Annotated in this window: 11 protein-coding genes; 1 reads left to right on the forward strand and 10 read right to left on the reverse strand. The window is 72.4% G+C overall.

Annotated features, from left to right (window positions below; genetic code table 11):
* Positions 1-109: 109 nt before the first annotated feature.
* Together LRD69_RS03595 and fmt are read right to left on the reverse strand one after the other, a co-directional pair.
* Entirely contained in the window at positions 110-1,543 is a 1,434-nt protein-coding gene (locus LRD69_RS03595) for a transcription antitermination factor NusB (protein ID WP_277325090.1), read from the reverse strand.
* Positions 1,544-1,816: 273 nt separating this feature from the next.
* Entirely contained in the window at positions 1,817-2,749 is a 933-nt protein-coding gene (gene fmt, locus LRD69_RS03600; RefSeq protein ID WP_277325091.1) for a methionyl-tRNA formyltransferase, read from the reverse strand.
* 229 nt (positions 2,750-2,978) lie between these two features.
* Between fmt and LRD69_RS03605 the strand changes: the two genes are divergently transcribed.
* A complete protein-coding gene (locus LRD69_RS03605) occupies positions 2,979-3,524 on the forward strand; it encodes a hypothetical protein (protein ID WP_277325092.1) in 546 nt (181 codons plus the stop codon).
* A 131-nt stretch (positions 3,525-3,655) separates the two neighbouring features.
* Here the strand turns inward: LRD69_RS03605 and LRD69_RS03610 are convergent, their stop codons facing one another.
* The 8 genes from LRD69_RS03610 to LRD69_RS03645 all read right to left on the reverse strand — a co-directional run bounded on the left by LRD69_RS03610 (position 3,656) and on the right by LRD69_RS03645 (position 12,289).
* Positions 3,656-5,800, reverse strand: coding sequence for a primosomal protein N' (locus LRD69_RS03610; RefSeq protein ID WP_277325093.1), 2,145 nt, complete (start codon positions 5,798-5,800; stop codon positions 3,656-3,658).
* 165 nt (positions 5,801-5,965) lie between these two features.
* The gene (gene metK / locus LRD69_RS03615; protein ID WP_277325094.1) at positions 5,966-7,189 is read right to left on the reverse strand and encodes a methionine adenosyltransferase; all 1,224 of its coding nucleotides are present in this window, start codon (positions 7,187-7,189) and stop codon (positions 5,966-5,968) included.
* 240 nt (positions 7,190-7,429) lie between these two features.
* The gene (gene coaBC, locus LRD69_RS03620) at positions 7,430-8,632 is read right to left on the reverse strand and encodes a bifunctional phosphopantothenoylcysteine decarboxylase/phosphopantothenate--cysteine ligase CoaBC (RefSeq protein ID WP_277325095.1); all 1,203 of its coding nucleotides are present in this window, start codon (positions 8,630-8,632) and stop codon (positions 7,430-7,432) included.
* A 131-nt stretch (positions 8,633-8,763) separates the two neighbouring features.
* On the reverse strand, positions 8,764-9,036 hold the full coding sequence (rpoZ, locus tag LRD69_RS03625) for a DNA-directed RNA polymerase subunit omega (RefSeq protein WP_003970369.1): 273 nt from the start codon (positions 9,034-9,036) through the stop codon (positions 8,764-8,766).
* An 83-nt stretch (positions 9,037-9,119) separates the two neighbouring features.
* Positions 9,120-9,737: a guanylate kinase gene (gmk, locus tag LRD69_RS03630; protein WP_277325096.1), complete on the reverse strand. Its 618-nt coding sequence runs from the start codon at positions 9,735-9,737 to the stop codon at positions 9,120-9,122.
* 38 nt (positions 9,738-9,775) lie between these two features.
* On the reverse strand, positions 9,776-10,099 hold the full coding sequence (locus LRD69_RS03635) for an integration host factor (RefSeq protein ID WP_003970367.1): 324 nt from the start codon (positions 10,097-10,099) through the stop codon (positions 9,776-9,778).
* 244 nt (positions 10,100-10,343) lie between these two features.
* Entirely contained in the window at positions 10,344-11,183 is an 840-nt protein-coding gene (gene pyrF / locus LRD69_RS03640) for an orotidine-5'-phosphate decarboxylase (protein ID WP_277325097.1), read from the reverse strand.
* Positions 11,180-12,289 (reverse strand): quinone-dependent dihydroorotate dehydrogenase, encoded by a 1,110-nt coding sequence (locus tag LRD69_RS03645; RefSeq protein WP_277325098.1) that lies wholly within the window; start codon positions 12,287-12,289, stop codon positions 11,180-11,182. Before LRD69_RS03645 ends, pyrF begins: the two co-directional genes overlap by 4 nt.
* Positions 12,290-12,350 lie beyond the last annotated feature (61 nt).

Below are 12,350 nucleotides of genomic sequence, written 5' to 3' on the forward strand. Positions count from 1 at the left end.
CTGCGGTGGCGGACCCTGCTCCGCAGGGCCCACCGCACGGCCGGGGGTTCCGTCACGCGATGCCGCCAGGCCTGCGTCCGGGCACCTGCCGAGGCCCGTCGCCCCGGTCTCAGGCGGTACGTCGCAGCAGGGCCAGATACATGGCGTCCGTACCGTGCAGATGCGGCCACAGCTGGACGTCGGGCCCGTCGCCCAGCGCGGGCACGCCCGGCATCAGCGGGCGCGCGTCCACCCACTCCGCCTCGACCGGCTCACCGCCGCGGCCCTTGAGCACGTCCTCGACGACCACGCGGGTCTCGGCGAGATGCGGCGAGCACGTCGCGTAACCGACGATCCCGCCGACCCGCACGGCCTTCAACGCCTCCCGCAGCAGACCACGTTGCAGCGGCGCGAAACTCTCCAGGTCCTCCGCCCGGCGGCGCCAGCGGGACTCCGGGCGGCGGCGCAGCGCGCCCAGGCCGGAGCACGGCACGTCCATCAGGACACGGTCGAAGGACTCGGGCCGCCACGGCGGGCGGGTGCCGTCGGCGGTGACGACCTGGTACGGGCCCGGATTGCCCGCCAGCGCACGCTCGACGAGGCGGGCCCGGTGCGGCTGCTTCTCGGCGGCGAGCAGCGCGGCACCCCGTTCGGCGGCGAGGGCGGCGAGGAGAGCGGCCTTGCCACCGGGGCCGGCGCAGCCGTCGAGCCACCGGGTGTCGCTGCCGTCGACCGGCGCGTTGGCGAGGGCGGTGGCCACCAGCTGGCTGCCCTCGTCCTGGACCCCCGCGCGGCCGTCCTGCACGGCGCTCAGGGCACCGGGCTCGCCGCCCTCGGCCATCCGTACGGCATAAGGCGACCAGCGGCCGGGCAGGCCGTTCTCGTCGCCCAGGGCCGTGAGCAGCTCATCGGTGGTGGAGCGGCCGGGGCGGGCGACGAGGGTGACCTCGGGCCGTTCGTTGTCGGCCTCGAGCAGATCCTCGATCCCGGCACGGCCACTGCCCAGCGCGTCCCAGAGGGCGGAGACGATCCACCGCGGATGCGAGTGCACGACGGCAAGGTGGTCCTCGGCGTCCTCGTCGTACGACGGGGCGACGCGCGCCACCCAGCCGTCGAGGTCGTCCGCGGCGACCTTCCGCAGGACGGCGTTGACGAACTTGGCCCGCCCCTCGCCGAGCACCACCCGGGCCAGCTCCACGCTGGCGGAGACCGCCGCGTGGGTGGGGATACGGGTGCCGAGCAGCTGGTGCACGCCCATGTTCAGGACGTCGAGGACCGGCGGGTCGACCTCGCGCAGCGGCCGGTCGATGCAGGCCGCGACGATCGCGTCGTACGTCCCCTGCCGCCGCAGCGTCCCGTAGACCAGCTCCGTCGCCAGCGCCGCGTCCCTGGCATCGAAGTCGCCCTTGGCCCGGGCCTTCTTCAGCAGGGGAGGCAGGACGAGGTTGGCATACGCATCCCGCTCGTCGACCGCCCGGAGCGCCTCGAAGGCGAGGAACCTGACCGGGTCCTTCTGGGGGCGGCGGTGCGGCTTGGCGGGACGGCGACGCTGCTGGTCGTTCACGTGAAAGGTGCTCCGCTGAGGGTGAGGGGCCGAATTCTCCCAGCGTAACGTCGCGCACGGATCAAGCCCCACCGCTGGCCCGGGAAGTGCCCCCGGGGGCGAGTGGCCCTGAGGCCTGTCCCGTCATCCCCGGTGGCTCAGCGCGTGGTGTCGGACGGTGGTGCACCGCACGGCGGAGTGGCGTCCTCATACGGCGCGTGTCCGGGCGTTCCGGCGACGCGGCGCGGTGCCGCCGCTGTCGTCGTGCGCCCGCCGGGGATCACGGGACAACCCTCAGGCCCCGATCAGCTCCCCGGGAGCGATCCGCACCCCGCGCGCCCAGTCCGCGGCGCGCATCGGCTTCTTGCCCTGCGGCTGGACCCAGAGCAGCTCGACGGCGTGCGATCCCGTGCCGACGTACACATTGTTCTTTCCGGCCGAGAGCTCGCCGGGCGCCAGATCGGCGCGGTCCAGGACGGGCACGGCCTGGATCAGCTTGAGGCGCTCCCCCCGGAAGAGCGTCCATGCTCCGGGAGCGGGGGTGCAGCCGCGTACCACCCGGTCGACCCGCAGTGCGGGCGCCGACCACTGCACCTGGGCGTCCTCGACGGTGATCTTCGGGGCGAGGGTGACGCCGTCCTCGGACTGCGGCACGGCGTGCAGGGTGCCGTCCTCGATGCCGTCCATGGTCGCGGCGAGCAGCCCGGCGCCGGCGAACGCGAGCCGGGTGAGCAGGTCCCCGCTGGTGTCCGTGGGCCGCACCTCTTCCGTGAGGACGCCGTACACCGGTCCGGAATCGAGCCCCTCCTCGATCAGGAAGGTCGAGGCACCGGTGACCTCGTCGCCGGCCATCACCGCGTGCTGGACGGGGGCCGCGCCGCGCCAGGCCGGGAGCAGCGAGAAGTGGAGGTTGACCCAGCCCCGGGCGGGAATGTCGAGGGCGGTCTTGGGCAGCAGCGCCCCGTAGGCGACGACCGGGCAGCAGTCCGGGGCGATCTCCCGCAGCCGTGCGAGGAAGTCCTCGTCGCGCGGCCGGGCGGGTTTCAGCACCTCGATCCCGGCCTCCTCGGCGCGCTCCGCGACGGGGCTGGCGACCAGCCGACGGCCACGCCCGGCCGGTGCGTCGGGGCGGGTGACGACGGCGGCGACCTCGTGCCGGCCGGAGGAGATCAGGGCGTCCAGTGCGGGTACGGCTACCTCGGGGGTGCCTGCGAAGACGAGCTTCATGGGTGGCTGACTGCCTCTCAGGCCGAAACGTTACGGTGACGAGCAACGCACCAGTCTAGGCGGCAACTGCCCGGGGGCGTACGCATGGCCGTACGCCCCGCGCATATGCGCGTACGCCCCTGAAGCGTGACCACAGCCCCCGGTGACGCGTTGGTCAAGACAGATTGACCGTAGCGGGCCGCCACGGTGCGGCCCGGCCCCTTTCCACGCCGGTTCGAGAGGCTTCTTCATGGCCGACCACGCAACCCACGACGCCCAAGCGCGGGCCAGCCTGCATCTGTTGGTGCGGGACATCGAGCGGGTCCGGCGGCAGGTGGACGCACTGCGCACGCTCACGGCCCAGCTGGGCAACGTCTACCGTCCGCGCCGCTCCGGCCCCTCCACGGGCTTCGTCGTCTACGGCAGGGCCCCGGCCCCCACCGTCAGACTGGCCCAGGAACTGCGGGACAGCGTCGAGACCCTTGTGACGGCGGCAGTGGACTTCGACCGCTCACTGGGCTTCTCCTGGGATGCCGTGGGCTCCGCCCTCGGAGTCACCAAGCAGGCGGTCCACCGCCGCTACGGTGCCCGCCGCACCACCCCGCAGCCGGGGGCGGACGTGTCCGCCGAGACCGCGGTGGGGCGTCCGCTGCCCGTGACGCCCGGGTCCGCCACGGCCCCGGTGCTGCCCGCCGTACCCGCAGCGCGCTCGATGCCTCCGCAGCCCTCACCGGACCGCCCGTCCCTGCGCGAGGACCTGCGCCCCGGGGCCTTCCCCGGGCCGCGCAACGGCTGACCGATCCCCCTCTGCCCCACCGTGCCGGGCGCACGGAGGGGCAGTCGTATGTGGCCTGCCGCTCGGGCGCGGCAGGCCAGCACCTTCAGGACCGGTACGGGCGCGGCGGCACCGACCGCTGTTCCCCTGCGTCAGCCGATGTCCGGGGGATCGATCCTGATCCGTACCGGATCGCCGTTCCCCCTGGCCATCCGCGCCGCCTGCGCCGTCTTCAGCGCGGCGGCCAGCGCCGCGCCGCTGCCCGGCGGCACCCGGAGCAGGACCCGCTCCCAGCTCGCCCCCACCGGCGCGTCCCAGGGCCTTCGGGGCCGGCCCGGCTCGGCGGAGGGCACCGGAACGGGTCCGAGCACCTCGGCCTCCGGTGGCAGTTCGGCGGCGGCGAGGAAGGCGGCAAGCGCCTCCGGCGGACCGGTCATCGCGGCCATCCGGGAGACCGGCGGGAAACCCAGCTCCGCACGCTCCGCCAGCTCCCGGCGGGCGTGGCCGACCGGGTCCCAGCGCACCAGCGCCTGGACCGGCCGCAGTGTCGGTTCGGCGACGATGACCACCGTGCCACCCTCCGGCTGCCCCCGTACCAGCGAGGCGGCGGCCGTCCAGCGGCGCAGCGCCTCCTCGCCGGCCCGCAGGTCGGGGCGGCCGAGCATCGCCCAGCCGTCCAGCAGCAGTGCGGCCGCGTAACCGCCCTCGGCGACGGGCTCGGCGCCGGGGGTGCTGACCACCAGCGCGGGCACGTCCGGCACGGACTCCAGGACGTGGTCGCGCCCTGAGGTGCGCACGGGCACTGCGGGGAACGCCCGCCCCAGCTCTTCGGCGGTCCGGCGGGCGCCGACGATCCGGGCCCGCAGCCGGCCCGCGCCACAGGCCGCACAGTGCCAGGCGGTCTCGGCCCGGCCGCACCAGGCGCAGTTGAGATCCTGCTGGTCCGGCGCCTCCAAGGGGCCCGCGCAGTGCCGGCACCGGGCGGGTTCGCGGCAGCGCTCGCAGGCCAGCCGCGGTGCGTACCCACGGCGCGGCACCTGCACGAGCACCGGTCCGCTGCGCAGCCCGTCCCGTACGGTCTGCCAGGCGAGGCTGGGCAGCCGCGCCGCCCGGGCCGCACCGTCCCGGGCCAGCTCGCCGTCGCCGACGGTACGGATCAGGGGGGCCGCGATCCGCAGCTGTTCGCGATCCGCGCGCAGCGGCAGCGCCCAGCCGCTCTCCACCAGCTGGGCCGCCTCCACCGTGCAGTTCGTCCCGCCGAGCAGGAACGCGCACCGGCCGTGAGCGGCCCGCAGCTCCAGGACCTCCCGGACGTGCGGGAACGGGGCGTTGTCGTCGCTGTGGCTGGAGTCGCCGTCGTCCCACACGGCGACCAGGCCCAGATCCGCGACCGGTGCGAACATCGCGGCCCGCGTCCCGACCACCGCCCGCACGGATCCGCGCCGTACGGCGAGCCACTCCCGGTACCGCTTCTCGGGCCCCGAATCGGCGGTCAGCAGCGCGTGGCGGCCGGCCCCCAGCACGTCCGTGAGCGCGGCGTCGACCCGCCCGGCGCTGCGCCCGTCCGGTACGACGACGAGTGCGCCCCGCCCCGAGGCCAGAGTCGCGGCGACGGCCCGGGCGATCTCCTGCGGCCAGTGCGGGCCCGGCAGTGCGGTCCACACGGCCCGGGGCGCTCCGCCCTCGGCCAGCGCCCGCAGGAACGCGGGCCCCTGCTCGTACCGCTCCCAGGTCCCGGTCGACGGCGCCGGAGGCGGCGGCAGCGGCTCCGGCGACGGCTTGGACTCGGCCCGCCCGTTCCGGGGCGGCACGGCGAGCTGGAGCACATCGGCGAGACTGCCCGCATACCGGTCGGCCACGGCCCGCGACAGGGCGAGAAGCTCGGGTCCGAGCACCGGCTCGGGCGAGACGACATAGGCGAGCGCGGCGAGCGCCCCCGGGTAGTCCGACTCGGCACGCCGCTCGACGAGGAACCCGTCGATCAGCCCACCGCCCTCGCGCCGCCCTCCGCGGACGTTGCGCCCCCCGGCGCCGAACCGCACCCGCACCCGCACGCCGGGCTGTGCCTCGGCGTCGAGCTCCTCCGGCACGGCGTAGTCGAAATACTGGTCGAGGTGGAGCACACCCTTGTTGACCAGCACCCGGGCGACGGGCAGTTCCTTGGCGAGCGCGGCTCCCCGCCAGGTCCGCGGCTTGGCCCGCGGCACCTTCGCCTTCCGCACCGACTCCCGAATGAGCGCAAGCTGCTCCGGCGCCCCGCCCTCGGGCTCCGCGGACTGCTTGTTGTCGCTGCTCACAGCCAAATTCCTACCAGACGGCACTGACAGCGGCCCGGGCGGACGGCGCGACTGCGCTGTCACGCCCGGGAGCCTCTTTCCGTGCCGGGCCGGGGCCGCACGCGCCGGGGCCCGGACACCGCGTGCGGCGTCCGGGCCCCGGCGTACGGGCGAAGAGCGACAGGCCTACAGACCGGCCGCCGTGCGCAGTGCGTCCACGCGGTCCGTGCGCTCCCAGGTGAAGTCGGGAAGCTCGCGGCCGAAGTGGCCGTACGCCGCGGTCTGGGCGTAGATCGGACGCAGCAGGTCGAGGTCGCGGATGATCGCGGCCGGGCGCAGGTCGAAGACCTCGCCGATGGCGTGCTCGATCTTCTCGGTCTCGACCGCGGCGGTGCCGAACGTCTCGACGAACAGGCCCACCGGCTCGGCCTTGCCGATCGCGTACGCGACCTGGACCTCGCAACGGGCCGCGAGGCCCGCCGCGACGACGTTCTTGGCGACCCAGCGCATCGCGTACGCCGCCGAGCGGTCCACCTTCGACGGGTCCTTGCCCGAGAAGGCGCCACCGCCGTGGCGGGCCATGCCGCCGTAGGTGTCGATGATGATCTTGCGGCCGGTCAGACCGGCGTCGCCCATCGGGCCGCCGATCTCGAAACGGCCGGTCGGGTTGACCAGCAGCCGGTAGCCGTCGGTGTCCAGCTTGATGCCGTCCTCGATCAGCTGCGCCAAGACGTGCTCGACGACGAACTCGCGGATGTCGGGGGCGAGCAGCGAGTCCAGGTCGATGTCACTGGCGTGCTGCGAGGAGACGACGACCGTGTCGAGGCGGACGGCCTTGTCGCCGTCGTACTCGATGGTGACCTGGGTCTTGCCGTCGGGGCGCAGGTACGGGATGGTCCCGTTCTTGCGGACCTCGGACAGCCTGCGCGAGAGCCGGTGCGCGACGTAGATCGGGAGCGGCATGAGCTCGGGGGTCTCGTCGCAGGCGTAGCCGAACATCAGGCCCTGGTCGCCCGCGCCCTGCTTGTCGAGCTCGTCCTCCTCGTCCCTCCGGGAGGCACCCTCGACCCGCTTCTCGTAGGCGGTGTCGACGCCCTGGGCGATGTCGGGCGACTGGGCGCCGATGGACACCGAGACACCGCAGGAGGCGCCGTCGAAGCCCTTCTTGGACGAGTCGTAGCCGATCTCCAGGATCTTGTTGCGTACCAGCGTCGGGATATCGGCGTAGGCCTTGGTCGTGACCTCACCCGCGACGTGCACCAGACCGGTGGTGATCAAGGTCTCGACGGCGACGCGCGAAGTCGGGTCCTCGCGCAGGAGGGCGTCGAGAATGGTGTCGCTGATCTGGTCAGCGATCTTGTCGGGGTGACCCTCGGTGACGGATTCCGAGGTGAAGAGACGGCGGGACACATCGCTCCCTGGGGTTGCAGCGGCTGCTGGCTGATCATTGGCGGACGGCCGGGAGCTGCGCCCGGCACGGTCCGGGGCCCAGTTTATCGGTCGCTGTCGGTTGCCGGACAACGTGTCTCGCCCTTTGGGAGTTCTGTGACCAGCGGCACTGCTGGTCACGGTAGGAAATTCACTCCCTCGGGGCGCCCCGCGTGCCCGCATTCGGCGGGTTCTGGACTCCTCACGGGTGAAACATGAAATTTACGCGAAACGTTCCACCACGAGGTCCCAGACCGTGTCGGCGAGCCCTTCCTTGGGGCCGTACGGCACCGGGGTCTCGCCGCCGTCGGCCGCGAGCACCACCGCTTCGTTCTCCTCCGAGCCGAAGGTCTTGCGCTCCCCCACCTCGTTGACGACGAGAAGATCACAGCCCTTGCGGCGGAGCTTCTCCCGGCCGTTGGCGAGGACGTCGTCCGTCTCGGCGGCGAAGCCGACGACGATCTGGTCCGGCGCGGCCCGCTCGGCGGAGACCTCGGCAAGGATGTCCGGATTGCGGACGAGCACGATCGGGGCGGGCTCCTGGCCGTCCTTCTTCTTGATCTTCCCTTCGGCGTACTCGGCCGGGCGGAAGTCGGCGACCGCGGCCGCCATCACCACGACATCGGCGTCGGCCGCGGCCTTCAGCACGGCTTCGCGCAGCTGCACCGCGGTGCCGACCCGGACGACGTCGGCGCCGGACGGATCCGGCAGCCCGGTGTTGGCCTCGACGAGCGTGACCCGGGCGCCGCGGGCGACCGCGGTGCGGGCGAGCGCGTACCCCTGCTTGCCCGAGGAGCGGTTGCCGAGGTAGCGGACCGGGTCAAGCGGCTCCCGGGTGCCGCCTGCGCTGATCACCACATGCCGCCCCACCAGATCGGGTGCGACGGGTCCGCGGGCCAGCACCCGGCGGCAGACCTCGAAGATCTCACCGGGATCGGGCAGCCGGCCCTTGCCGGTGTCGACGCCGGTGAGCCGGCCGACGGCGGGCTCGATGACGACGGCGCCCCGGCGGCGCAGCGTGGCGACGTTCTCCTGGGTGGCGGGGTGCTCCCACATCTCGGTGTGCATGGCGGGCGCGAAGACCACCGGACAGCGGGCGGTGAGCAGCGTATTGGTGAGCAGGTCATCGGCAAGGCCGTGGGCGGCCTTGGCCAGCATGTCGGCGGTGGCGGGGGCGACCACGACGAGGTCGGCGTCCTGGCCGATGCGCACGTGCGGCACCTCGTGGACGTCGTTCCAGACCTCGGTCGACACGGGGTGGCCGGAGAGCGCCGACCAGGTGGCGGCGCCCACGAAGTGGAGCGCGGACGAGGTCGGGACGACCCGTACGTCATGACCGGATTCGGTCAGCCGCCGCAGCAGTTCGCACGCCTTGTAGGCGGCGATGCCCCCGCTGACACCCAGAACGACCTTCGGCTTGTCCACTGCGTCTCCCCGCACTCGGATACGTACACCCCCATGCTGCCTCACGGCGTCAGGGCCGCTCCCGTGGCCCCGGACACACCACAGGCCCGGCGGTGGTGACCGCCGGGCCTGTGGTGAAGTGCAGTTCCTGCTTACTGCGCGGGGCCCTCGATGGCCTCGGAGGTCAGCAGGCCCGCGTTGATCTCGCGGAGCGCGATCGACAGCGGCTTCTCGTGCACGTGGGTGTCGACGAGCGGACCGACGTACTCGAGGAGGCCCTCGCCGAGCTGCGAGTAGTACGCGTTGATCTGACGCGCACGCTTGGCGGCGTAGATCACAAGGCTGTACTTCGAGTCGGTGGCCTCGAGGAGCTCATCAATCGGCGGGTTGATGATGCCCTCGGGCGTGGTGATGGAAGAGGACACTCTCTGCCTTCCGAAGGGGGTAAAAATCAAAGAGATCTTTGACAGTGCGGATTCCGCTGGGATGCTGCTCCGGGTCGGCTGCGTCAGTCGCTGCTCTCACGGCGGGCGGAAGCCTGAAGCAGCAAGGCTAGCAGCTCACGCGCCACGTCCTCGACGGAGGTGTTGACCAGCGTCGTATCGAACTCGGATTCGGCCGCGAGTTCGATCTTGGCGGCCGCGAGTCGTCGCTCGATGACCTCCGGCGCCTCGGTCCCCCGGCCGGTGAGCCGGCGCACCAGCTCGTCCCAGCTCGGCGGAGCGAGGAAGACCAGCCGGGCGTCGGACATCGACTGGCGGACCAGCCGCGCTCCCTGGAGATCGATCTCCAGGAGGACCGGCTCGCCCGCCTCCAGGCGTTCGAGCACGGCCCGGCGCGGCGTGCCGTACCGGTTGCCGGCGAACTCGGCCCACTCCAGCAGCTCGCCGTTGGCGATCAGCTTGTCGAACTCGTCGTTGCCCACGAAGAAGTAGTGGACGCCGTTGCGTTCGCCGGGGCGCGGCTTGCGGGTCGTCGCCGACACCGAGAGCCAGACCTCGGGGTGGACCTTGCGCATATGGGCGACGACCGTGCTCTTGCCGACCCCCGAGGGGCCGGAGAGCACGGTCAGCCGCGGACGTACGTCCGGGGGTACGGGGGACGTCCCCCGGGATGTTGCAGCCATGGAGCGATTATCCCCGTTCTCGGGGGTGCCCAAGAACGTCAGGCGGGAGAGCCGCCGAACTCTCGCTCCAGGGAAGCAATCTGGTTGGAGCCGAGACCCCGGACCCGGCGGCTCTCGGAGATGCCGAGCCGCTCCATGATCTGCTTGGCGCGGACCTTGCCCACGCCCGGCAGGGACTCGAGCAGGGCGGAGACCTTCATCTTCCCGATGACGTCGTTCTCCTGGCCCTGCTTGATGACCTCATGGAGGGAGGCGCCGGAGTGCTTGAGTCGATTCTTGACCTCGGCCCGCTCCCGGCGAGCCGCGGCGGCCTTTTCGAGCGCGGCTGCGCGCTGTTCAGGGGTAAGGGGCGGAAGAGCCACGCCTACGTCACCTCGGATGTCGATCTGTCGGATACGGACCGGCGAGGAACGTGGGTCGCCCCTCACCTGGTGAGCAACGAACAACCTGTGCACGTGGCTCTCGACGGAGACTAGCGGCCAAGGCCGCCCGAGTCAGCGAGAACCAACGAAAAGTCCTGGTCAGCCTTGCCCGACTGGGACATTTCAGGCATAACAACCGAGATTTTTGGTCAGGATTCCACCAACACGCGGTTACGTGGCATGGTCAGCTTTCCGAGACGGCCGTACGGACCTCGTCCGTGAGCCGCTCGGCGGCTTCGCGCAGCCCTGACACATCCGGTCCGTGGCGCAGTACGCCGCGGCTCACGCTCGGCAGCACATTGCCCACCGCGGCGCCGAAGACACCCGGCAGATCGGCGGGGGTGGCGCCCTGCGCGCCGATGCCGGGCGCCAGCAGCGGCCCGTTGACCGCCAGATTCACGCCCGCGTCGCCGAGTGTGGCGCCGATCACCGCGCCGACCGAGCCGAGCGGTGCGGCGCCCTCGTTCTCGGCCGCCACGTGGTCGAGCATCAGCTGGGCCAGCGAGCGGCCGTCGGCGGAGGTGGCACGCTGCACCTCGGCGCCCTCCGGGTTGGAGGTGAGGCCGAGGACGAAGACGCCCGCACCCGAGATGACGGCCGCGTCGAGCGCCGGGCGCAGCGATCCGAAGCCGAGGTACGGCGAGACGGTGAGCGCGTCGGAGAACAGCGGCGAGCCCTTCTCCAGATAGGTCGCCGCGTAGGCGCCCATGGTGGAACCGATGTCCCCGCGCTTGGCGTCCATCAGCACCAGCGCGCCGGCCGCCCTCGCCTCCTGGACGGCCTTCTCCAGAACGGCGATGCCGCGCGAGCCGAACCGTTCGAAGAACGCGGACTGCGGCTTGAGGACCGCGACCCGGTCGGCCAGCGCCTCGACGACGGTACGGGTGAACCGCTCCAGGCCCGCGACGTCGTCGTCGAGACCCCAGGAGGTGAGCAGCGAGGCATGCGGGTCGATGCCGACGCAGAGCGGCCCGCGGGTGTCCATGGCGTGGCGCAGACGCGCGCCGAACGGTTCAAGGGTCACTTCATGACCTTCCGGGTGTCGGCGCCGACGGCCTCGGCGAGGGTGGCGTACGGGGAGGCGGCGAGGCGCGCGGCCAGTCCCTTGTGGATCGCGCGGGCGTAGAACGGGCCCTCGTAGATGAAGGCGCTGTAGCCCTGGACGAGGGTGGCGCCGGCGAGGATCCGCTGCCAGGCGTCCTCGGCGGTCTCGATGCCGCCGACCCCCACCAGGGTGATGCGGTCGCCCACGCGGGCGTACAGACGGCTCAGGACCTCCAGGGAGCGCGCCTTCAGGGGCGCGCCGGAGAGTCCCCCGGTCTCCTTGACCAGCGACGGCGCGGACTTCAGCCCGAGACCGTCGCGGGCGATGGTGGTGTTGGTGGCGATGATGCCGTCCAGGCCCAGCTCGACCGCGAGGTCGGCCACCGCGTCGACGTCCTCGTCCGCGAGATCGGGGGCGATCTTGACGAGGAGCGGGACCCGGCGGTCGGTGACGGTCCGGTCGGCCGCCTCACGCACGGCGGTGAGCAGCGGGCGCAGGGCCTCGGTGGCCTGGAGGTTGCGCAGGCCGGGCGTGTTGGGCGAGGAGACGTTGACGACGAGGTAGTCGGCGTGGCGGGCGAGCCGCTCGGTGGACTTGACGTAGTCGCCGACGGCTTCGGCCTCCGGCACGACCTTGGTCTTGCCGATGTTGACGCCGACCGTCGTCCGGAAGACCGGCTTGCGGGCGGCCAGGCGCTCGGCGACGGCCGCGGAGCCCTCGTTGTTGAACCCCATGCGGTTGATCAGCGCGCGGTCCGCCACGAGGCGGAAGAGCCGCTTCTTGGGGTTGCCGGGCTGGGGTTCGCCGGTGACCGTACCGATCTCGATGTGGTCGAAGCCGAGCATGGACATGCCGTCGATCGCGACGGCGTTCTTGTCGAAGCCCGCGGCGAGGCCGAACGGGCCGTGCATGCGCAGGCCGAGTGCCTCGGTGCGCAGCTCCTGGTAGCGGGGGGCGAGCGCCGCCGCGACGAACGTGCGCAGCACGGGGATGCGGGCCGCGAGGCGGATCCACCGGAAGGCCAGGTAGTGGGCCTGCTCCGGGTCCATCCGCTTGAAGACCAGCTGGAAGAAGAACTTGTACATCGGGGTGTCCTCGGTGTCCTCACAGAGAGGGGGACACCGTTTCCGGTGTCCCCCTGCTGGG

Source organism: Streptomyces sp. JH14, assembly GCF_029428675.1.
Taxonomy (GTDB): Bacteria; Actinomycetota; Actinomycetes; order Streptomycetales; family Streptomycetaceae; genus Streptomyces.